The sequence below is a fragment of the Corallococcus sp. CA049B genome, assembly GCF_003611685.1.
GTDB classification, from domain to species: Bacteria; Myxococcota; Myxococcia; order Myxococcales; family Myxococcaceae; genus Corallococcus; species Corallococcus coralloides.
The window spans coordinates 16,618-37,511 of the sequence record NZ_RAWC01000070.1; the positions used below are offsets into that span (position 1 = coordinate 16,618).

Sequence of the window (20,894 nt, forward strand, 5' to 3'; positions counted from 1 at the left end):
ACGCCCGTTCCACCCGGGCGCGCTCCGGGTTTCAAGACCTTGGGGGTTGGCTCGCCGCGTCAGGATGTGGCGGAAGGTGACAGGGCGTTACCCCCCGTAACGATTCGTGCACCGCGTCGTAACACCCGCCCGGGGCTCGGGGGCCGCGTCAGGCGCGGGTGCGCGGGATGCCCAGCCGCTGGCGCTTCTCCCAGAGCGTCTTGCGGCTGATGCCCAGCCGGCGCGCGAGCTCCGTCTCGCCCATGCGGTCCTGGTGCTCCATCACGAAGCGGCGGAAGTACTCCTCCATGGAGTCCGGCGAGCGTGGGTCCCCGCTCACAGGGACGGTCGGGAAGTCCGTCTCCTCCAGCGCGGGCGGGCTTCCGTCCACGCCCGGTCCGCCCGGCGGCTCCAGCGCCAGCAGGTCGGCGGTGAGGAGCGGCCCGTCCGCGAGGATGACCGCGCGCTCGATGGCGTTCTCCAATTCGCGCACGTTGCCCGGCCACGGGTGCTGCGCGATGGCCGCCAGCGCGTCCGGAGACAGCGAAGCGGGCGGGCGCCCGATGCGGCGGCTGGCCCGCTCCAGCAGGTGCCTGGCCAGCGCGGGCACGTCCTCGCCGCGCTCGCGCAGGGGCGGCAGGCGGATCTCCACGACGCGCAGGCGGAAGTAGAGGTCCTGGCGGAACAGCCCCTCCTGCACGCGGCGGGGCAGGTCGCGGTGCGTGGCAGCGAGGATGCGCACGTCCACCTTGCGCGAACGCGTGGCGCCCACCCGCCGCACCTCGCCGTCCTGGAGCATGCGCAAGAGGCGCGCCTGCGCGGGCGCGGGCAGCTCTCCAATCTCATCCAGGAAGAGCGTGCCGCCGTGCGCGGCCTCGACGAGTCCAGCGTGCGCGGCCTGCGCGCCGGTGAAGGCGCCCTTCTCGTGGCCGAACAGCTCGCTCTCCAGCAGGCCCTCGGGGATGGCGGCGCAGTTGACCGCGATGAGGGGCCCCTCCGCGCGCGGGCTCTGCGCGTGGACGGCGCGGGCCACCAGCTCCTTGCCGGTGCCGGACTCGCCCAGCACCAGCACGGTGGCGGCGGACGGGGCCACCTTGCGCACGCGCTCGAACACGTCGCGCATGGCGGGGGAGTTGCCCACCATGCCGCCGGGGGACCAGGTCTGCTCCACCTCGCGCTTGAGGGCGGCGTTCTGGCGGGTGAGGCGGCCCTCGCGCAGCACGCGCTCCACCTGGAGCAGCAGCTCGTCGTGGTCGAAGGGCTTCGCGATGTAGTCCACCGCGCCCAGCTTCATCGCGTCCACGGCGGACTTCACCGTGGCGAAGCTGGTCATGATGAGCACCGGCACGCCCGGACACAGCGCGATGATGTCCGTGCCCGGCGGCCCGGGCAGGCGCAGGTCGGAGAGGACCAGGTCGAAGGCGTCCAGCGCGTGCTCGGCCGCGGCCTCCGGTACGGCGCCGGCCTCCGCCACGTCGTGGCCCGCGCGGGTGAGCAGCCTGCGCAGCTCCGTGCGGATGATGGGTTCGTCCTCGATGACCAGGATGCGGCTCATGCGGAGGCCTCCTGCTTCAGCGTGTCCGCGCGGGGCAGGCTCAGCGTCACGCGGGTGCCGCCATCCTGGCGGGGCTCGATGCGCAGCGTGCCGCCGTGCTCGCGCACGATGCCCTCCACCAGCGGGAGTCCCAGGCCGGTGCCTTCGCCGGGCTGCTTGGTGGTGAAGAACGGCTCGAAGATGCGTTGCGACAGCTCCGGGGCGATGCCGTGCCCCCGGTCCTCCACCTGGATGCGCACCTGGTCTCCAGAGGCTTCCGCCGTCAGGTCCACGCGCGAGCCCGCGGGCGACGCGTCGATGGCGTTGGTCAAGAGGTTCACCAGCACCTGCTCCAGCCGCTGCGCGTCGCCGCGCACGTCCAGCCCGTCCGGGCTCTGGTGCGTGCACGCCACGTCGCGCGCCTTGCGAGACAGCCGGGCCAGCTGCGCGGCCTCCGCGAGCAGCGGGCCCACCGCCACGCGCGTGAAGGGCCGGGACTCGCCGCCGACCGTGCCCGAGTGGCCGAAGCCCACCAGCGCCCGGACGATGGCGTCGATGCGGCGGCACTGCTGGAGGATGAGCCCCACGCGCTCGCGCACGGCCTCCGGGTCCTCCAGCTCATATTTGAGGTTCTGGCTGATGCTGGCGATGGCGGTGAGCGGGTTGCCAATCTCATGCGCCACGCCCGCGGCCACCCGGCCCAGCGACGCGAGCCGGTCCTGGTGCGCGAGCCGCGCGTCCACCGCCTTGCGCTCCGTCCAGTCCTCCACCAGGAACGTGATGCCCGTCTCTTCGCCGCGGGTGTCGTCCGAAGGCGCCAGCCGCGAGCGGTGCAGACGCAGCAGGCGCTGCTTGCCGCCCACGGTCACGCGCACCTCGTCGTCGCCGCCAGGGGCCCGCGCGAGCTCCGCGAACAGCGGCCCCCAGGGCTCCGGCAGGCGCGCGAGCGGCACGCCCCGCGCGGAGTCCATGGGCACGCCCGACAGCGCCTCCAGCGCGGCGTTCCAGAGGACGACCTCTCCGTCAGGCCCCATGGCGCACACGCCCAGGGGCAGGTCCTCCAGGATGCGGTAGAGGTAGCGGCGCACGACCTCCAGCTCGCGCAGGGGGCCGCGCATGTCACGCGCGTCGCGCAGCCGCTCCTCCACGAAGCGCAGTTGATCCGCCAGGGCCGTGCGCGCGCCGGGGTCCAGCCGCAGCGCTTCGCCCACCGCGAGCCGCGCGAGCACCGGGCCGATGAGGCCGGACAGGTTGCGCTCCACGCCGTCGCGCAGGCGGCGCAGCTCCGCGGGCCGGCGCTCGTCGGGGGCCAGGTCCAGCGCCTCGCGCGCGCGGTCCACCTCCGCGGCGGCCACCTGCGCGCCCAGCACGGGCTCCAGCTGCCGGCGGAACTCGTCCGGGGAGCTGGCCGCCACGCTGCCCTTCGCGAGCCCCGGCGCCTGGCGCGTGCACACCCGCGCGGCCTCCTGCTCCTCCACGGACTGGCGCGTGACGAGCGACACCGCCACGAAGCACAGCGCGTTGAGGGCCAGCGAGGTGAAGGTGGCGAAGCCCCAGGGTTCCTCCGCGCCGAAGCCCAGGTTCACGGAGACCTGGTTGGTCCACGCCACCAGTGACGGCGGCTCCCACAGCGGGGCCAGCAGCGTGAGGGCCCACGTCGCGCCGCCCGCGAGCAGCCCCGCGAGCAGCCCCGCGCGCGTGGCCTTGGGCCACATCAAGAGCCCGAGCACGCCCGGCGCGAACTGCGCGGTGGCCACGAAGGACACGAGCCCCAGGTCCACCAGCCCCGTCGTCCGCGCGTTCAGCAGCCGGTAGAAGCCGTAGCCCGCGAGGATGATGGCGGCGATGAGCACGCGCCGGGCCCACAACAACCACCCGTAGAGGTCGTCCCGTCCGCGCGTGGTGCCCAGCGGCAGCACCAGGTGCGTCAGGCACATGGGCGCGAGCGCGAGCGTGGTGACGATGACCATGGCGCTCGCCGCGGACACGCCGCCCAGGAAGGCGATGAGGGCCAGCAGCGGGGCGCCCTGGGTGATGGGCACGGAGAGGACGTGGAAGTCCGCGGGCCAGGGCAGGCCCAGCGCCTCGCCGGACCACAGCAGCACGGGCACCGCCGCGTTGATGAGCAGCATCAACAGCGGGAAGGCCCACGCGACGGTGGCCAGCCCGTCGCGCTCGGGCGCCTCCGTGAAGGCCACGTGGTACTGCCGGGGCGTGAGGAACGCGGCGATGGTGGAGAGCACCAGCAGCGGCGCCCAGGACGCGTCGCGCGCGGGGCGCTGGAGCGCCTCCACCGCTTCGGGGTGGCGGGTGAGCCAGTCATCGAGCCCGCCCACGCCGCCGAAGACGGACACCACGCACCAGCCCGCGACGATGAGCAGCGCCAGCAGCTTCACGCCGGACTCGAAGGCGATGGCCAGCATCAGCCCTTCGTGCCGCTCGCGCGGGGCGGGGTGGCGGGCGCCGAAGAGGAGCGAGAAGACGATGAGCACGCCGCAGAAGCCGGGACCCACCAGCGCCGGGGACGCCGCGGGGCTCAAGAGGCGCGCGGACTCCACGACGGCGCGAATCTGGAGCGCCAGGTAGGGCAGGCTGCCCGCCAGCGCGAACAGCGTCACCGCCGTGCCCGTCACCTGGCCGGGGTAGCGGAAGGCGAGCAGGTCCGCGAGCGAGGTGAGCTGCTGCTCGCGCGTCAGCCGCAGCAGCGGACGCCACAGCACGGGGGCGAGCAGGCACGCGAGCGTGAGGCCCAGGTAGATGCCCAGGTAGCGGAAGCCATGGCGGGCCGCGTAGCCCACGCTGCCGAAGTAGGACCAGGACGTGGCGTACACGCCCAGGGCCAGCGCGTACGTGAGCGGGTGCTGGGTGATGCGAGGGGAGATGCGGCCCCGCTCCGCCGCGTAGGCCACCAGGAACAGCACGCCCAGGTAGGCCACGGAGGCGATGACGAGCGGGCCCGGCCCCAGCGTCATGGGCGCGGGCTCCGGTGCGCCACCCACCCGCCCAGGGCGATGACGCCCAGCCACACGATGAAGGGAAGCGACGCGGGAGCCCCTTCGGCCAGCCACAGCCGGCGCAGCGGCGAGCCGAACAGCAGCACCGCCACGGCGAACACCAGCAGCGACGGCATGGCGGGAGGGTCCGCGGGGGGCCGCGACATGGCGTGAAGGATAGCAGCCCTGTCAGGGCGCGAGGGGCGCCGTGATAAGCCGGCGGGCCATGGCTCCCCCGGACGTACCCCCGTTCTCCGAACTGCCCCAGTTCACGCTGGACCGTGAATCGCTGCGCCTGCTCCCCGAGTCCTTCTGCCGCCGCCTGGGCGTCGCGGTGATGGGCAAGGTGGACGCGGCCCACGACACGGAGGCCGTGACGGTGGCGATGCTGGACCCGGAGGATGAGTCCGTGCGCAGCCGCATCGCGGACTTCCTGCGCCGGCCGGTGCGTCCGGTGCGGCTCAACCGCTACGAAATCGACTCGGCATTGGAGGTGGGCTTCGGCGCGGGGGAGAACGCGTCGGTGGACGTGGTGCTGAAGGCGGGCAGGGAGCTGTCCCCACGGCCCACGGCGGTGGAGCTGGTGAACCACGTGCTCGCGGTGGCGGTGACGCAGAACGCGTCCGACATCCACCTGGAGAGCTACACGGACGACGTGGACCTGCGCTACCGCGTCGACGGCATCCTCCACCAGACGTACACGGACATCTCCCCGGACTCGCTGCCGGAGGTGGTGAGCCGCATCAAGGTGATGGCGGGGCTGGACATCGCGGAGAAGCGGAGGCCCCAGGACGGCCGCCTGCGGGCGCTCTACGAGGGGGAGGCCGGGCGGAAGTTCGTGGACTTCCGCGTGAGCGTGGTGCCCTCGCCCGCGGGCGAGGACGTGGTCATCCGCCTGCTCGACGCCACGCTGGGCCTGGTGCCGGTGGAGAAGTTGGGGATGACGCCGGAGCTGCAGGCCACGGTGCTGCGGCTCTTGGGCAACCCGGAGGGGCTGGTGCTGGTGACGGGCCCCACGGGCAGCGGGAAGACGACGACGCTGTACGCGGCGCTGGCGCGGCTCAACGACGGGCGCAAGAAGATCATCACCGCGGAGGACCCCATTGAATACGTGGTCCCCAAGGTGAACCAGAAGCAGGTGTCGCCGCAGATGCCGCACCTGACGCTGCTGCGCGCGCTCTTGCGGCAGGACCCCAACGTGATGCTGGTGGGGGAGATTCGAGACCTGGAGACGGGCAGCACCGCGCTGATGGCGGCGTCCACGGGGCACGTGGTGCTGGGCACGCTGCACACGGCGGATGCCATTGGCGCGGTGAGCCGCCTGCGCGGGTTGAAGCTGGAGGACGGCGACATCGCGGAGGCGCTGCTCGCGGTGCTGGCGCAGCGGCTGGTGCGGCGCATCTGCCCGGAGTGCTCCGCGCCCACGACGCCCACGGCGGATCAGCTGGCGCTCTTGGGGCCGCTGCTGGACGGCGTGCAGCCCCGGGCCGGGCATGGCTGCGAGGCGTGCCGCCACACCGGGTTCAAGGGGCGCGTGGGCCTCTTCGAGCTGCTGGTGGTGGACCCGGAGCTGCAACTGCTCATCGCCACCGGGACGCCGGGCGTCCAGCTGCGCCGGCACGCCCGGGCGCGGGGCTTCCGCACGCTGGTGGAGGACGCGCTGGCGAAGGTGGCGGCCGGGGTCACCACGCTGCACGAGCTGACGCGCGTGGTGCCCTACCGCTACATCCTCACGGCTCGGGAGGAGCGCCAGCTCCCGGCTCGGGAGGAGCGCCAGGCTCCGGGGTGACGTCCGGGCCCGGGGGCAGCATCACGGTGAAGGTCGAGCCCTCGCCGAGGGTGCTGCGCACCTGCACGATGCCGCCGTGGGCCTCGATGATCTGCTGGGTGATGAAGAGCCCCAGCCCCAGGCCGCCGTAGTTGCGTTCGGAGACGGCGCGCACGAAGCGCTCGAAGACGCGCGCCTGGTCCTCGAGCGGGATGCCGATGCCTTCGTCCTTCACGCTCAGCACGGCCAGCCCGGCGTCCATGCGCACGCGGAGGTGGATGGGCTTGCCCGCGCCGTACTTGAGCGCGTTGGTGAGCAGGTTGGTGATGACCTGATCCACCCGCGCCCGGTCCCAGCGGCCCATGATGGGTGTTGCGGCCTCCAGCGTGACGGTGCACCCGACCTGCGCGGACTGGGGCGCGTAGCGGGTCACCACGTCCCGCGCGAGCGAGGCCAGGTCCATGGGCGCCCGGTCCAGCCGCAGCTGGCCCATGCTGATGCGCGACACGTCCAGCAGGTCCTCGATGAGGTCCGACAGCTTGCGCACCTGGCGGCGGGCCACCTCCAGGTCGCGGGCGATGCGCTCCACGGGCAGGGTGGCGGAAGGGTGGTTCTCCACGGTGCGCAGCAGGGCCGTGAGCTTGAGCTGGAGCGGGGTGAGCGGCGTCTTCAGCTCGTGCGAGGCGACAGAGAGGAACTCGTCGCGGGCGCGCACGGCGTCGCGGAGCATCTCCAGCTCGCGCCGCTCCTGGTGCTGTTTGCGCTGGGTGATGTCGCGCGTCACCTTGGCGAAGCCGCGGAGCTTGCCTGACGGGTCGTGCAGCGCGGTGATGACGACGCTGGCCCAGAAGAGGCTGCCGTCCTTGCGGACGCGCCACGCCTCCTCCTCGAAGTGGCCCTCCCGGGTGGCCACCTGGAGGGCGTACCAGGGCTTGCCCCGGGCCACGTCCTCCGGGGGGAAGAAGCGGCTGAAGTGCTGGCCGATGATCTCCTCGGCCTTGTACTGCTTGAAGCGCTCGGCGCCGGCGTTCCAGGTGGAGACGCGGCCATCGGGGTCCAGCATGTAGATGGCGTAGTCCTGGATGTGCTCGACGAGCAGGCGGAAGCGCTCCTCGCTCTGCAGCAGCTGCTCCTGGGCGAGCTTGCGCTCGGTGAAGTCCCGCGTCACCTGGCCGTAGCCCACGAGCTGGCCCTGGGTGTCGCGCATCGCGGTGATGACGACGTTGGCCCAGAAGAGGCTGTGGTCCTTGCGGACGCGCCAGCCCTCCTCCTCGAGGCGGCCCTCGCGGTTGACGGTGTCCAGGTCCTGCTGGGGCTTGCCCTGGGTGATGTCCTCGGGCGGGTAGAAGCGGCTGAAGTGCTGGCCGAGGATCTCCTCGGACCGGTAGCCCTTGATGCGTTCGGCGCCGGTGTTCCAGCTCACGATGCTGCCTGCTGGATCCAACGTCAGGATGGCGTAGTCCTTCACGCTGTCGATGAACAGGCGCAGCTGCGCGCCCATGTCTCGAGCCGCGCTGGGGGTCGCATAGGCGATGTCGCCACCGCTGGCGGACGAGGGAGGCTGGCTGTCGTCCAGGGGACTTCTCATGGCCGCTCCAGCGTAACGCACGGTGCGGGGGCAGCGGTGAGGAACAGCAGGGTGGATCCATCCACCATCCAACCCTGCCGGCCCACCGGGCTTCCGAGCAGAGCGGAAGCTCACACCCTGCGTGGAGAACCCGTCGGTTTTCGGGTTCCGCATTGGTCCCAGGTCCAATGCGGCGTCCGGGTGGCTCTCGACGGAGCGGGCTAGGGCTTGAGGTGGTCGTAGCTCAGGAAGACGACGCCGCAGTCGAGCGTGCGCGTGCCCGTGAGGCGCAGGCGGTGGGGCGCGTAGCCCGCTTCGACGAGACGGATGCCCTGGCCCACGATGACGGGGTTGACCTTGATGATGAACGCGTCGATTTCGGGAAGCAGCTCGGCCGCGAGCGCGCCGCCGCCGCACAGCCAGATGCCCAGGCCGTCGCGGGCCTTCAGCTCGCGCACGGTGGCGAGCGGCGTGCTGGAGAGATTGACGCCGGGGTCGGGGCTCTTCGTGAGGGTGCGGGAGAAGACGTAGTGTTCGAGGTGCGGGTACGCGTTGGTGACGCCCGCGTCCAGACCGACCTGATAGGTGTTGCGGCCCTCCAGCACGGTGTCGAAGTGCTTGCCCGGGCCGGTGATGCCCTTGAACGCGCGGTAGCCGGCGGGGAGCGTCTCCGGGTACTCGGCGGCGATGGCGTCGAAGTAGTCCTGCTCCGTGCTGAAGTAGTCGTACGCGCCGGTGGGCGAGGCGATGAAGCCGTCGAGCGAGGTGGCGACGTAATAGGTCAGTTTCCGCATGGGCGTGCTTCCTCCTGACGCGAGGGCTTAGCACGGGTATGCGGACGCGCCTGTTAGAACGACGGCGTCGGTTGTCTGCACGGCAATCACAGAGGAAGGAGTGCCATGAGATTCCTGTGGGTGCTGGGAGGAACGGTGCTGGGCTCGGCCCTGACGCTCATCGCCGGGGGCGCGCTGTGGCTGCATGAAACGGGGCCCACGCGAGCGGGGATTGAAGTGCGCGTGGAGAACCGCACCGGCCAGGACGTGCGCGAGCTGCGCATCGAGCACGACCGCGGCCAGGTCATCTACCGCGCGATGGGCAAGGGGGACACGGTGGCCCTGACCTATCCCGTCCGGGGTGAGTCGTCGTACAGCCTCATCGCCGTGTTGGAGGACGGCCGGGAGTTGCGAGGCGGCGCGGGCTACATCGAGCGTGGGGCCCGGACGCGGGAGGTGCTGGAGCCGGAGCGGGTGGTCTCGTCGGATCCGTGAGCCGGGGAGGGCACATGAAGCTCTGGGCAATGGCCGTGCTGCTGTGGCTGACAGCAGGCTGCGCGACGACGCGCGTGGTGAACCTGGACACGGGGCGGGGCCAGCCCATCGCCTATACGCCGGTGGAAACGAAGCCGGTCCGGATTGACGAGGAGGCGTTCAAGGACGCGGTCACGCAGCTCGTGCTGGAGCTGAATCGTCGTCGCGATGACGGCGCTGGGTGGCAGGAACGCGATGGCCGCGCAGGCGCCCCGGATGCCGGGCTTCCCGCAGGCTGCGCTGAGGGCGGAGGTGGAGGGTGGGTTCCAGCTGTCGCGTGCACTGGCCGGTGAGGTCCGGTCCATCTCCGTGTCGTCAGCGGGAGTGCTCAACGTCACGTTGGCGCCCACCGCCGTGGCGGCCGTCGCCATGGGGCCCGGGGGCGGAGGGATTCAGGGGGACCCCGAGGGCGATGTTCATCACATCTGCACGGACAAGAACGAGGTGTCGGAGCAATCAGGTGGTCCCTGGACGCCCATCTTCGAAGACATCTTCCAGTCCGCCGGAATGAAACTCTCCGACGCCGCGAATCAGGTGCGTATCCAGGGACATCGGGGACCGCATCCCCGCGAGTACCACGCAGAGGTCCTGCGCCGGCTCCGGCGTGCCATGCTGGGATGCCAGGACGCCGGGCAATGCCGTGCCGCATTGATTGACGAACTGGCTAAGGTTGCGAAAGAGCTCGTGACTGCTGGGACCAAGCTGCGGAAGCTCATCACGAAGAACCCCGAGGGGTGAGCCACCATGCCGCGACACTTCTTCGAACTCGACATCGACATTGATGCACCAGGCCGCTGGTATCTGCGGGAGCCCACTGATTTGGATGGGAAGCCTGTCCCGGACATCTGGACGTTCGTGTCCGGGAAGACCGTCACGGACCCTGGACCTCTACGTGTGCCGCTGTCTCGGCCCGGGAGTCCGCTGGACTTCGACAAGACGACAGTGGCTGGAACGCCCATCGTCAGTGGGCGCATCGCGTCTGTATTCCGCGCGCTGGCATCAAACGACGTGCAGCTCTTTCCAGTAGAAGTCCAGGGACAGGCCGAGCCGTTCTACCTGCTCAACGTGATGCGCGTAATTCGTTGCATCGACGATGCCGCTTGTGAAGAGGCCCGGCTCTGGACACCCGAGGATGGTCGTCCTGACAAGGTAGGGGAGTACCACGTCGTTTCCGGCTTGCGCATCGATACAACGAAGGTGAGCAACGCCGCCGTCTTCCGGCCCTGGGGCTATCTGTTGCCCATCATCGTCGATGGCCAGCTCAAAGATGCACTGGAACAGACCGGCATCGTGGGAGGGCAGTTCGTTGAAGTGTAGAGCCTGGGCGCATGGAACTTCGCCCCGCTGTCTCCTGGGCGTGAGCCGCTTCAATTCCGTCACCGCAGCGGGTGGTTTTGCCGGAGCCGTCTGGTACGGGCCTTGCTCTCTCCTGGCGTGCCCCCCCGCACCAGGAGCATGTGCCTCATGAAGAAGCAGACGCAGGCAGCGACGACCCGGCTCATCCTCGATGGAGAGGCCTTCTTCGGCACCATCCATGACGCGCTGGACGCCGTCGAGCAGTCCGAGCCCTCCCCCGACACCTATGTGCGGCTGGCCTTCTGGGAGATCGAGCACGAGCTGCTGCTCGTCCGCGCCCCCGAGGAGGTCACCCTCGCGGAGAAGCTCAGGGCGGTCGCGGACGCGGGCCACCGGGTGCAGCTCATCATGTGGTGCCCGGCCCGGCTGGACATCCGCGTCCAGAAGGGACAGCTGAGCGAGAACGTCTACAACACCAACCTGGAGACCGCGAGGCAGCTGGGGGGCTACGTCGGGCAGGACGACAGCGGGGGCTCCATCGAGGTCCTGATGGAGATCTACAACGGGTGGAACGGCTCGTCGGTCCACCAGAAGATGGTCCTGTGGTCCATCCAGGGTCGGCTGCACGCGCTGATTGGCGGCATCAACCTGGCCGGCTTCTACTGGGACAACGAGGCCCACGAAGGGTGCTTCGAAGGCGGCATGGGCGGGGTCCCGCTGGGCGACACGGTGCACGACTCCGTCCTCCAACTGGATGGCCCCGCGGCCGTCGTCGTCGAGGAGGAGTGGCTCCGGCGCTGGAAGAAGCGGTATTACACGACGCAGCTGACGGGCAACCAGGGCCCCGGGACGACGCCCATCTCCGATCCCACGGACTACGAGCGCCAGCCCAGGGCGCGGGTGCGGGACCAGCCGCGCGGACGCGAGGACGTGGTCATCGCGACGACCAGCTCGGAGAGCTACCTCGGGCGCGCCACCGACATCCAGTCGCTGCTCGTCGAGCGGATCCGCCGCGCGCGGGACTACATCTACTTCGAGGGCTTCATCTTCAGCGACCCGACCCTCGTCGCGGAGCTCGCCGCGCGCCTGCGGGCCCCGAACCCGCCCCTCGTCATCATCATGGTGCCGATGCCGTACGAGGAGAATCCCTTCCCCTTCGACTACCTGAATTACATCTCCTTCGCCAAGCTGGCGCTGGCGAGCTGCGACGCGGTCACCGCGAAGGGCCGCACCGTGGCGCGGCAGGACTGCTCCCGCTGGAAGGTGAACGAGAGCCTGAACGCCTGGAGCACCCTGCGCAGCGTGACCTCCACCGTCACCAATCGCTGGATGGAGAAAGACAGCTTCACCTGTCAGCCCCGGAACGGGGCGGAGCTCAGCTGCCCGCTGCTGCAGATCGAGGGGTTCCAGGGGGGCGTCCGGCTCTATTCGCCCGTCCGGCGGCCGGATTCGCGCAGCGAGGAGACGGCCATCTACATCCACTCCAAGCTGGCGCTCTTCGACGACGACGTGGCCGTGGTGGGCTCCGCGAACTTCTCCTACCGGAGCATGGTCTACGACGGCGAGCTGAGCGCCTTCGTCCATGGGGATGGCGCCAGGCGGATCCGGGAGACGCTCTTCCGCCACTACAACATGCGCACGCCCGCGCAGTGGGACGCCGACGCGGTGGACGATGTCGGGGACCTCCGGGTGCGGCGCACGGGCGTGCTGCGCCTGGAGCTGGAGCACTTCGACCGGCGGATCCCCTCCGTCAAGGACCCCGCCTACAAGTGGGCCAATCACACCTTCTTCTGAGCCGCGTCCCGCCGCCTCGCGTCCCCCGGACGCGAGGCCCGGCTCAGGGGACCGGGCGAACCCAGGGGTGGCTCAGGAGCCGCCGCTTCTGCGCGGGGCTCCAGCCTCGTGCGCTGGCGCGGCCCGGGTGGGCGTTCATGATGTTCTGTTCGCCGGTGTCGCCCAGGCGGTCCGTCGTGCCGTCCGTTTCGACGGAGTGATAGAGCCCGAGGAAGTGCCCCAGCTCATGCGCGAGGACGTGCGCGTAGGCGTCCAGGGGCCATTGGACGGGGGCTCCGCCGAAGGCGTCACAGCGCAGGCCGGGCATGAAGACCGCGGACGCGGGGCCGGCGCCCCCTCCCACGCGGGGGGTGAAGCCGTCGACCGGCACGGGCGGCCCGAAGAAGGGGTCGTCGTACCAGAGGCACCCGGCGAAGACGATGTCCACCGTCGTGTCCGGCGCGGGCGGGGCGCCGTCTCGCAGCGCGGAGAGCCCTGCGAGCTCCGTCGTCCAGAAGCGCGTCTCGTGGGCCGCGTCCGGGAGTTCGACGACCGCCTCCAGCGTCACCTCCAGGCCCGCCTCCGCGAGTTCGTCATTCAGGCGCTCCAGCAGCTCGCGCCGCCGCTCGGGCTGCCCGAGGAGCATGGAGTGCCGTGACACGAGGAAGCGCAGCGGGAGTCGGCCGCGCTCCGGAAGACTCGCGCGCGGCAGCCAGGTCAGGTGGAGCCGGGGCGCGCCGCTCGCCTTCACGGGAGTGAGCGTCTCGCAGGCCACGAGCCCGAAGCGCACCGTGAAGCCCTCGCGGGGCGCGAAGCCTTCTTCGCCGGGGAGCACGAACAGCGCCTCCTCTTGCGCGACGGAGGTGCGCACCTCGCAGCCGGTGCAGAAGGGGCCGGCGGAGCGCTGGTCCACCCAGGCCCGGCCCCGGGCGTCCACGAGTGAGGTGAGCGCGAAGCAGGTGCCCGGCTCGCTCCGGGCCCACAGCGCGACCGAGTCCCCGGCGAACGGCGGGATGGAGAGGGGCGGCGTGAGCCCGTCCGCGTCGAAGGTGACGGGCTCCTCCGTGTGCAGGGGCTCCGCCCCGTCCAGCGGGGCGCGGGGAGGTGCGTCCCCCCCCGCGCATGCCGCCAACCCCACGAACGCGAGACAGGTCGCGATGGCCCGCGTCCGTGAGGGCGTCACCGCATGAACTCGCGCAGCTCGCCGGGCGTCACGAACGCCCCGATGCGCTGCTGGAGGTGGACGTTCGGCTCCCGGGGGAAGTGGGCGGCCAGGACGCGGCGCGCTTCGCGCTGACCCCGGGCGCGGCCCACCCACTCGATGAGGCCCGCGCGCTCATCCTGGCTCGGGGAGCTGGCGAGCTTCCGCCCGGCCAGGGCCAGCTCCGCCTCCGTCAGGTCGAGCGCGGCCCCTGGCGCCAGGTGGGTCAGGCTTCGAAGGATGGTGGTGCTCACCCCGGGGCTCGGCTCGCGTTCGAGCTGGGCCACGAGGAGCGGACGGCCCACCTCGCTCGACAGGTGCCCGAGCGCCTCGGCCGCCCGGCCCCGCAGGGCGGGCGCCCCCGTCTTCAGCCGCTCGTCGAGCTCCGCGCGGAACGCGTCGTCGCCGCTGTTCCCGATGGCGTCCAGGACGGCGAGCTCGTCATGGCTGCCCGCCGCGCGCGCCAGTTCGTCGCGCAGCGCCGCGTGCAGCTCGTCGCGCAGCGGGTCGCCAGGCCGGGTGCGCCCCGCCATGCTCCCGAGCCCGAGCAGGCTCACGTTCGCGACCATGGGCGAGTCCGACTCCCGGGCCTGGGTGAGCAGCAGCTCCGCCACTTCCCGCGACGGCTCGCCGTGGTCGGCCAGCGCGGACGCGGCCCGGCCGCGGTCGAGCGCCGGGAGGTCCCTGCTGACCAGCGCGTCCGCGAGCACCTGGCGGGACTGCGCGGTGCCCGCCAGCTCGAAGGCCAGGAAGAAGGCGGCGTGCGCTGACTCGGCGATGGCCCCGCGCCGCAGGTCGGTGAGCAGCGCCGCGCCCTCCTCCGGGTGCGCGCGGAGCCACCCCGCGAGGAAGCGCGCGGCGGGGAACACCGCGCCCTTGCCCCCCTTCCCGAAGAAGGCGAGGAAGCGGGCGCGCGCCGCGTCCGCGTCGAGCGCCGCGACCTCCGCGTCCACGGGGGACGGCGCCACCGGGGCCGGCTCCGATACCCCGGCGAAGTCCGCCTCACCGGGGGCCACCGCGTCACTCACGGAGGCGAAGAGCGCGTCCTCGCGCACCAGGTGGAAGCGGTGCGTGAAGCCCTGCGGCGCCTCTCCAGGCAGGTGGATGCGGAGCGTCTCCTGTCCCTCCACGCGCCGCATCCAGCCGCCGCGCTCGGAGTCGAAGTCCGCCTCGGCCCTGGCTCCGAGCACCTGCACGCGCAGCCCCAGGCGCAGGGCGGCGTCGTCGAGCTGATAGCGCGGCTTGGCGCGCACGATGCGGGCCGTGCCCCCGGCCGCGTCGTCACGGCGGTACTCCGCGGTGTACTCGCCCACGCCGTCGCGCTGCACGGCGCTCCAGCGCGCCGAGTCATCGCCTGGCAGCACGAACTCGAGGCTCTCCAAGAGCGTGCTCACGAGGTGGCGGCTCGCCCCGCTCCAGCGCGGCGAGAAGCCAATGCCCGTGAAGCGGCACCGCGTATCGACCCGCACGTAGAAGGGGCTGTCCATGAGCTCCCTGGCGCTTGCCCGCTCCTGGGAGAGCGCCTGCTCCAGGTCCACGGCGCTCAGGGCCGCACGCAGGAGGGCGGGGTGGTCCGGCCGCGCCTCCTCGACGACGACCCAGCTCAGGTGGCCCTGGAAGCGGTCCTCCGCGCGCGGCGCGGGGACCCCGTCGAGGGTGGCGGTGGACTCGAAGGAGAAGGCCGCGGTCGCCTGGCGCTCGAAGCGGCACGCGCGGGCGCCCGGAGCGGGCCGCTCCGGCTCCGTCGCGACGCGCGCCCCGGAGGACGGCGCCCCTCGCGTCAAGCCCTCCCAGGTGCCGGCCACGAGCCCCACGGCCGCGAGCCCGGCCGCGATGCCCATCATCCGCCCCTTCACTTGAGCACCTCGGCGAAGTCCATCGAGCGGTCGAGCAGCGTCTGGGAGAAGCGCCGCGAGCTGAAGCTGAACAGGTGCACGCGCAGGGTGCGGCTGAAGCGGCGGATTCCCACGCGGCCCACGATGGACACGTCCCCGCGGATGAGCTGCATGCCCAGCTCCCAGTTGGCGTTGCCGAGCACCACCAGGTCCCCGTTGTCACGCTGTCCGAACGCCAGCGACGCGGTGAGCGGGAAGTCGGTGTTGACGAGGTCGAGGTCGGCCACCACGGCGGCCTTGACGATGCGGATGTCGATGCCGCCCTCGATGGACGCGGTGAAATTGAACCCGGGGGTGATGGTGCGCGAAATCGCCCCGCACATGCCGAGCGCGTCCCCGCTCTGGAGCAGCTCCCCGCACCGCCCCGGATCCGTCGAGACAAAGAGGCTGTCGTTCGTCGTCAGGCCGACCTCTCCGCCCAGGCTGATCTTGAAGCCGATGCGCACGGGGCCGAAGCCGAAGCCGAGGTTCGGGAACGCGAACGACTTCGCCGCGGAGAACTCCTCCTCGTGCTCGAGGTTGGGGGCGCTCTGGGAGAAGCTGTGGATGCGCTGGTTGAACGCGTCGACCGTGAGCTCGTAGCCCGTCGTCCCCGGCTCCACGCCGAGCGTGGCCTGCCCCACGGCGCGCGCGATGGTGACCGAGTAGGGGCGCCCGAGCTTGCCCTCGAGTTCGACCTCGCCTTCGATGCGGCTGGCGGCGCCGGTGCGGTCCAGCGTGTTCCGGGTCAGCAGCCCCACCCCGATGCTCATGCGGTCCGCGCTCCCGAGCTTCCGGGTGAACTCCTGGTTGAAGCCAATCGACGTCGCGGCGGAGGAGGCCGGGGTCTCGCGCACCAGCACGACCGGGATGAGGTGGCAGTCGCTCGTGTCCTCCTCGCCCGCGTTGCCCGCCTGCGGGAAGTCCGCAGTGAAGCACCCCCTCACGGTGAAGTGGCTGACGCCGGCCCACGCGCCGCCCTCGCCCAGCGCGGCGCGGGTCTCACCCTCGGCGAAGAGCTCGTGGGCGAACGTGTTCGCGGTGCCTGGCTGCAACTGCTCGATGACCACCTCGCCGACGCGGCCGGTCTCCGAGTCCTCGGCGCCCACGGTGAGCGGGAGCCAGCCGTCCCCGGCGCCCTCGGGCGCGAGCTCGTAGCGGAGCGTGGCGCGGCCGGGCATGGCCGTGAGGGCCCCGAGCGCCTCGGGGGCCTGGCCGAACTGGAGGTCCCCGGTGATGCCCGGCGCGCTCGCCTCCAGCTCCGGCGGCACCTCCTCCGGTGCCAGCCCCGAGATGTACGGGTCGCGGCCGTTGACGACGAGCGTCGACTGCACGACCAAGCTGGGCGCGAGCTTCTCCGTGGGGACGCCGGGCGCGGCGTACGGGAGGAGGGCCACCGACGAGGCGGGCTCCATGGCCTGGTAGAGGACGTCGATGAGGGCGTGGCTCCCGTCGCTCGGGGTCGGCTCGAGGTCGAGGGTGTAGACGCAGCCCCGGCGGGGGTCCGGCGCCGAGGCGTCCTCGACGCTCCGGCACGCCTGGTTGAGCGCGTCGCCGCGGGCCGCTTCGCTGAAGGTGACCGCCGGGGCGTCGATGCCGGTGCCCGGCTCGTCGCCGTCGAAGGTGACGCGCAGGTTCACCGTCTTGTCCACCAGCGCCCCACACAGCGAGGTGGGCCAGATGAAGCCCTCGAAGCGCTGCTCCTGCCCGTCACCCACGAGGGCGACGTCCATGGCGCTGGAGGCGCACTCGATGGGCTCCGCGGGGTTGGCGGGGTTCGCCTCGATGAAGCTGAAGCTGACGGCGACGTTGCGCGTGGCCGGCGAGGCCGGGGTGAGGCTCGTCGACGTGACGCCGAACCGGATGGGCACGCGGTTGTTCACGAAGACGGGCTTGCTCAGGTCGTAGCGCAGGTCGAGGTACGTCAGCCGCGCCTTCGTGAGGCAGACGCCGTTGTCCGCGCTGTTGGGGCACACGGGCACGTCCGGCACGCCCGAATCGGGCACACCCGAATCGGGCTCGCCGGTGTCGGCTCCGCCGCACGCGCTCGCGAGCAGGAAGAAGACCGTGCCGAGGACGCGGGTCCTCCGGCTCAAGCCGAGACGCGGGGCGGGGGACGGGGATGGCGCGGGGTGCTTCATGCGGGACCTCCAGGTGGGTGTCACGTGGTCGGCCGGGGGCATAGGCAAGCGATGTACCAGCGCGCCGGGCGAGGCAGCGGGCGCGGCTCGCGGCCCCGCCTGTGGGGTGCGGCCTGTAGGGAGCCACCGACACCCCTGGGGACGCAGCCGACAGGGGGCCCTGTGTTAGCTTCACGGGTCATGTCCAGCGGAACGACGCGCCCGGATCGCCCCGTGGGGCTCCCCATCCGCACGCTGACCCTCGAGGTCGTGGGCGGCCCGGATCAGGGCCATTCCTACATGGCGGAGGGGGAGACGGTGACGGTGGGGACGGCGGAGAGCAACGAGCTGCGGCTGACGGACCCCACGGTGTCGCGCTACCACCTGGAGCTCTCACGAAAGGGAGACCGCGTCGCGGTGGCGGACCTGGGCTCCACCAACGGCACGGCGGTGGGGCCCGCCCTCCTCGAGCGCGGCACGGTGGCGCCGGGGACCGTCCTCACGCTCGGGCGGACCTCGCTGCGGGTGGGGGATGGGCCCACGCGCACCGTCTCGCTCCATGACTCCGGGGCCCTGGGGCCGCTGCGAGGCCAGAGCGCCCCGATGCGCCGGCTGATGGCGCAGATCCTCCGGGCGGCCCGCACGGATGCCTCGGTGCTGCTCCAGGGCGAGTCCGGCACGGGCAAGGAGCTCATCGCCCGGGCCCTCCACGACGAGAGCCCGCGCGCGAAGGAGCCCTTCGTGACGCTGGACTGTGGGGTCATCTCTCCCGGGCTCGTCGCCAGCGAGCTGTTCGGCCACGAGCGCGGCGCCTTCACGGGGGCGGAGCGCCGCCACCTCGGCGTCTTCGAGCGGGCGCAGGGCGGCACGCTCTTCCTGGATGAGATTGGCGAGCTGTCTCCGGCGCTCCAGACGGCGCTGCTGGGCGTGCTGGAGCGGCGGCGCTTCCGGCGGCTCGGGGGGCGCGAGGAGCTGTCCGTGGACGTGCGCATCATCAGCGCCACCCACCGGGACCTGCGCGCCGAGGTCAACGCCAACACGTTCCGCCTGGACCTCTACTACCGGCTCGCGGTGGTGCGGCTGGAGGTGCCTCCGCTCCACCAGCGCGCGGAGGACATCCCCCTGCTGGTGGAGCACTTCCTGAACGAGGCCGGGTACGCCGGCCCGTTGGCCTCGCTGGTGCCCCCGCAGCTCATGACCACGCTGCTGGCGCACCGCTGGCCGGGCAACGTGCGGGAGCTGCGCAACTACGCGGAGGCCATCCTCGCGATGGGAGAGCCTCCCGCCCTGGAGCAGGCCGTGGGAGGCCCTGGCGCGGCTCCGGCGTCATCGCCTCCGTCGCTCTCCGTGTCCCTGCCCCTGGAGCACGGCTACCGCGAGGCCCGGCAGAAGGTGCTCGAGGACTTCGAGGTCCAATTCCTCAAGGCGCTGATGGAGCGCGCGGGGGCCAACGTCTCACAGGCGGCGCGGTTGGCGCGGATGGACAGGAGCTACCTCATCGACCTGCTCCACCGGCACCACCTGCGCTGAGGCTCAGGGCCTCCAGTGCAGGTCCCCGGAGGCGCAGACGCGCACGCCCTGGGCGCATTGCTCGGTGAGCGTGTCGAAGCCCAGGTACACGTCCCCCTCCACGGCGTTGAGCTCCACGGGGCAGCTGTAGGCGCACCCCACCAGCGCCTCCTCGCTCAGCGCCGCCAGGCCGTCGCCGCTGGCCGCGAGCTCGTCGCAGGACTGGAGGGTCGCGGTGGTGCGGACGATGATGAACTCCTCCGGGGCCTCCCTGGAGATGGCGGCGCCCGACAGGCTGCTCAGCGCCTGGCGGACCGCCTCCCGCGCCTCGGCGCGCGGCCGGCCGGCGATGTCCGGCAGCGGGGTGGGGATGCACACGCGGTGCTCGGGCATCACCGCGCAGTCATGGTCCGCGCACCAGCTGACGAGCTGGCCGGAACGGCACCCCGGCAGCCCCCCCAGCCGGACGAAGTCGATGACGAGCGAGGTGGGCACGGGCTCCCCCCCGGCTGGCGCCGCTCTTGAGAGCAGGTAGGTGCCGTCGTCCTCCCGGCACAGGAAGCCGTCGAGCCCCTCGCCCTCCGCGCCGAACGTGAGCCGCACCTGCCGCACCTCGTTGCATCCGGTGAGCAGCGCCAGGGCCAGGAGCCCCTCGAGGATGTGTCTTCTCAAAATCCCACCTCCGTCCGAACAGGCTGCCGCCAGAGCAGGGCGGTGGTGGTCGCGCCGGCGATGAGCGCGGCCACGCCCACGGCGATCCAGAAGTCCCGCCGCTGGTAGAGGGCCGGAGCCGGCTCGACGACCTGGCCCTGGACGAGCAGATCCCTCAAGACGCCCTCCGTCATCCCGTGGAGCGCCTGCGCCTCGCCCTGGCGCTCCGTCCGCGCCGCCGCGCGCCCCTGGAGGGCCAGCGCGCCCCGCAGCCGGTAGCCGTCGCGCTCGGCCTCGGCGGTGAGCAGCACCAGCCGCGGGGCGCGGAGCGCCGTGGACAGCAGGCTCAGCGAGCCCGCCGAGTCCAGGTTCGCGGAGGACGCGCCGTAGTGCGCGGCCCACTGGCCCGCGGCCAGCTCGGGCGTGGCGGGGTGCGTGGTGAAGGCCACGGCGAGCTCCGGCCCCCTGGCCGAGACGACCTGGACCGCGAACTGCCGTCCCTCCGCGTCGACGCGCACCACGTGCCGCCCCTCCAGGACATCCATCGAGCACGGCGCCATGCAGACCCCGGGCCGCCCATCCAGCGAGATTCGCGCCGGGCTGGAGTCGGAGGTGATGCGCAGCGTGGTGCGCCCCCGCGCCGCGCCCTGCTCCGCGCCCGTGACGAGCACGCGCCCCACCTCGGGAGGCAGCACGCCGATGTCCGCGGGCAGCTCCAGCCCGAGGACGCCCAGCTCCGAGGCCACCTGGAGGGCCGCCTCCTCGCGCCGCAGCCCCACCTGACAGGCGACCTGCCAGAGCAGCCATCGGGCGGCGATCTCGCGGTGCCCCTGGCTCAGGGTCCTGGGCAGCACCCCTTCGTCTCCGACCTGTTGGAGGCAGTCCGCGAACTCCGCGTTGATGTAGCGCCGCCGGGCCTCCTGGAGGTGCCGCTCGGTCTCCAGGAGCGGGGCCTCCCCGCCGGGCCGGGAGGTGGACGCGGGGAGCTCCGCGAGGCGCAGCGTCACGGGGACGCCCGGGGGCCCCTGCCGGGCCCACGCCTGGACGGAGGCGCGCGCCTCGGGGGCTCCGACGACGAAGAGGGTGACCGCAGGGCGCGCGGTGGGGGGCTCGGCCGCGGACGCGACTCCCCCCCACAGCCCCAGGAGCAGTGAGGAGAGAAGGCCGCTCCGGGGCGAGGGCCACGCACGGCGGCGGTATATTGAAGGTCGGGACTGCCTCACCGGAATTGAGTCTCCAGGGATGGAGTGAGTGCGTGGAGTGGGGTGGCCGTTATCGACTGACGCGACAGCTCGCGCGGGGCGGGATGGGAGAGGTCTGGG

16 protein-coding genes are annotated in these 20,894 nt (G+C 72.0%); 6 read left to right on the plus strand and 10 right to left on the minus strand.

Annotation, left to right across the window (positions count from 1 at the left end; all coding sequences use genetic code 11):
• Positions 1-148 precede the first annotated feature (148 nt).
• Genes D7W82_RS17725 through D7W82_RS17735 form a run of 3 tightly spaced genes read right to left on the minus strand, consistent with a single transcriptional unit; the run spans position 149 to position 4,673 of the window.
• The gene (locus D7W82_RS17725; RefSeq protein WP_120619486.1) at positions 149-1,534 is read right to left on the minus strand and encodes a sigma-54 dependent transcriptional regulator; all 1,386 of its coding nucleotides are present in this window, start codon (positions 1,532-1,534) and stop codon (positions 149-151) included.
• Complete coding sequence (locus tag D7W82_RS17730) at positions 1,531-4,485, minus strand: ATP-binding protein (RefSeq protein ID WP_120619487.1); 2,955 nt, start codon at positions 4,483-4,485, stop codon at positions 1,531-1,533. Before D7W82_RS17730 ends, D7W82_RS17725 begins: the two co-directional genes overlap by 4 nt.
• Positions 4,482-4,673: a hypothetical protein gene (locus tag D7W82_RS17735; protein ID WP_120619488.1), complete on the minus strand. Its 192-nt coding sequence runs from the start codon at positions 4,671-4,673 to the stop codon at positions 4,482-4,484. Before D7W82_RS17735 ends, D7W82_RS17730 begins: the two co-directional genes overlap by 4 nt.
• 59 nt (positions 4,674-4,732) lie before the next feature.
• Here D7W82_RS17735 and D7W82_RS17740 point away from each other — a divergent pair, with 59 nt between their 5' ends.
• Complete coding sequence (locus tag D7W82_RS17740) at positions 4,733-6,295, plus strand: GspE/PulE family protein (RefSeq protein ID WP_120619489.1); 1,563 nt, start codon at positions 4,733-4,735, stop codon at positions 6,293-6,295.
• Here the strand turns inward: D7W82_RS17740 and D7W82_RS17745 are convergent.
• The gene (locus D7W82_RS17745; RefSeq protein ID WP_120619490.1) at positions 6,237-7,862 is read right to left on the minus strand and encodes a PAS domain-containing sensor histidine kinase; all 1,626 of its coding nucleotides are present in this window, start codon (positions 7,860-7,862) and stop codon (positions 6,237-6,239) included. The genes D7W82_RS17740 and D7W82_RS17745 overlap by 59 nt on opposite strands.
• A gap of 200 nt (positions 7,863-8,062) precedes the next feature.
• The gene (locus D7W82_RS17750) at positions 8,063-8,635 is read right to left on the minus strand and encodes a dihydrofolate reductase family protein (protein WP_120619491.1); all 573 of its coding nucleotides are present in this window, start codon (positions 8,633-8,635) and stop codon (positions 8,063-8,065) included.
• Between the two features lie 105 nt (positions 8,636-8,740).
• On the opposite strand from D7W82_RS17750, the gene D7W82_RS17755 reads away from it, so the two are divergent.
• The 4 genes from D7W82_RS17755 (at position 8,741) to D7W82_RS17770 (ending at position 12,238) form a co-directional block, all read left to right on the plus strand.
• Positions 8,741-9,109 (plus strand): hypothetical protein, encoded by a 369-nt coding sequence (locus tag D7W82_RS17755; protein WP_120619492.1) that lies wholly within the window; start codon positions 8,741-8,743, stop codon positions 9,107-9,109.
• 207 nt (positions 9,110-9,316) lie between these two features.
• Entirely contained in the window at positions 9,317-9,886 is a 570-nt protein-coding gene (locus tag D7W82_RS17760) for an AHH domain-containing protein (RefSeq protein ID WP_233587744.1), read from the plus strand.
• A 6-nt stretch (positions 9,887-9,892) separates the two neighbouring features.
• On the plus strand, positions 9,893-10,465 hold the full coding sequence (locus D7W82_RS17765) for an imm11 family protein (protein WP_120619493.1): 573 nt from the start codon (positions 9,893-9,895) through the stop codon (positions 10,463-10,465).
• 147 nt (positions 10,466-10,612) lie between these two features.
• Positions 10,613-12,238: a phosphatidylserine/phosphatidylglycerophosphate/cardiolipin synthase family protein gene (locus D7W82_RS17770; RefSeq protein WP_158617687.1), complete on the plus strand. Its 1,626-nt coding sequence runs from the start codon at positions 10,613-10,615 to the stop codon at positions 12,236-12,238.
• 43 nt (positions 12,239-12,281) lie between these two features.
• Here the strand turns inward: D7W82_RS17770 and D7W82_RS17775 are convergent, their stop codons facing one another.
• Genes D7W82_RS17775 through D7W82_RS17785 form a run of 3 tightly spaced genes read right to left on the minus strand, consistent with a single transcriptional unit; the run spans position 12,282 to position 17,433 of the window.
• The gene (locus tag D7W82_RS17775; RefSeq protein ID WP_147439372.1) at positions 12,282-13,400 is read right to left on the minus strand and encodes a M43 family zinc metalloprotease; all 1,119 of its coding nucleotides are present in this window, start codon (positions 13,398-13,400) and stop codon (positions 12,282-12,284) included.
• A complete protein-coding gene (locus D7W82_RS17780) occupies positions 13,397-15,262 on the minus strand; it encodes a hypothetical protein (RefSeq protein WP_120619496.1) in 1,866 nt (621 codons plus the stop codon). Before D7W82_RS17780 ends, D7W82_RS17775 begins: the two co-directional genes overlap by 4 nt.
• Positions 15,263-15,270: 8 nt before the next feature.
• Positions 15,271-17,433, minus strand: coding sequence for a hypothetical protein (locus D7W82_RS17785; RefSeq protein WP_120619497.1), 2,163 nt, complete (start codon positions 17,431-17,433; stop codon positions 15,271-15,273).
• Between the two features lie 213 nt (positions 17,434-17,646).
• On the opposite strand from D7W82_RS17785, the gene D7W82_RS17790 reads away from it, so the two are divergent.
• Complete coding sequence (locus tag D7W82_RS17790; protein WP_158617688.1) at positions 17,647-18,942, plus strand: sigma 54-interacting transcriptional regulator; 1,296 nt, start codon at positions 17,647-17,649, stop codon at positions 18,940-18,942.
• 3 nt (positions 18,943-18,945) lie between these two features.
• Here the strand turns inward: D7W82_RS17790 and D7W82_RS17795 are convergent, their stop codons facing one another.
• Both D7W82_RS17795 and D7W82_RS17800 read right to left on the minus strand, forming a co-directional pair.
• A complete protein-coding gene (locus D7W82_RS17795; RefSeq protein ID WP_120619499.1) occupies positions 18,946-19,593 on the minus strand; it encodes a hypothetical protein in 648 nt (215 codons plus the stop codon).
• Entirely contained in the window at positions 19,590-20,795 is a 1,206-nt protein-coding gene (locus D7W82_RS17800) for a PEGA domain-containing protein (RefSeq protein WP_147439373.1), read from the minus strand. Before D7W82_RS17800 ends, D7W82_RS17795 begins: the two co-directional genes overlap by 4 nt.
• Between the last annotated feature and the right edge of the window lie 99 nt (positions 20,796-20,894).

What these genes read in the sequence shown, in the direction of transcription:
- D7W82_RS17725 (WP_120619486.1), bottom strand. Translation starts at nt 1,534, where the DNA reads ATGAGCCGCATCCTGGTCATCGAGGACGAACCCATCATCCGCACGGAG.
- D7W82_RS17730 (WP_120619487.1), bottom strand. Translation starts at nt 4,485, where the DNA reads ATGACGCTGGGGCCGGGCCCGCTCGTCATCGCCTCCGTGGCCTACCTG.
- D7W82_RS17735 (WP_120619488.1), bottom strand. Translation starts at nt 4,673, where the DNA reads ATGTCGCGGCCCCCCGCGGACCCTCCCGCCATGCCGTCGCTGCTGGTG.
- D7W82_RS17740 (WP_120619489.1), top strand. Translation starts at nt 4,733, where the DNA reads ATGGCTCCCCCGGACGTACCCCCGTTCTCCGAACTGCCCCAGTTCACG.
- D7W82_RS17745 (WP_120619490.1), bottom strand. Translation starts at nt 7,862, where the DNA reads ATGAGAAGTCCCCTGGACGACAGCCAGCCTCCCTCGTCCGCCAGCGGT.
- D7W82_RS17750 (WP_120619491.1), bottom strand. Translation starts at nt 8,635, where the DNA reads ATGCGGAAACTGACCTATTACGTCGCCACCTCGCTCGACGGCTTCATC.
- D7W82_RS17755 (WP_120619492.1), top strand. Translation starts at nt 8,741, where the DNA reads ATGAGATTCCTGTGGGTGCTGGGAGGAACGGTGCTGGGCTCGGCCCTG.
- D7W82_RS17760 (WP_233587744.1), top strand. Translation starts at nt 9,317, where the DNA reads ATGACGGCGCTGGGTGGCAGGAACGCGATGGCCGCGCAGGCGCCCCGG.
- D7W82_RS17765 (WP_120619493.1), top strand. Translation starts at nt 9,893, where the DNA reads ATGCCGCGACACTTCTTCGAACTCGACATCGACATTGATGCACCAGGC.
- D7W82_RS17770 (WP_158617687.1), top strand. Translation starts at nt 10,613, where the DNA reads ATGAAGAAGCAGACGCAGGCAGCGACGACCCGGCTCATCCTCGATGGA.
- D7W82_RS17780 (WP_120619496.1), bottom strand. Translation starts at nt 15,262, where the DNA reads ATGATGGGCATCGCGGCCGGGCTCGCGGCCGTGGGGCTCGTGGCCGGC.
- D7W82_RS17785 (WP_120619497.1), bottom strand. Translation starts at nt 17,433, where the DNA reads ATGAAGCACCCCGCGCCATCCCCGTCCCCCGCCCCGCGTCTCGGCTTG.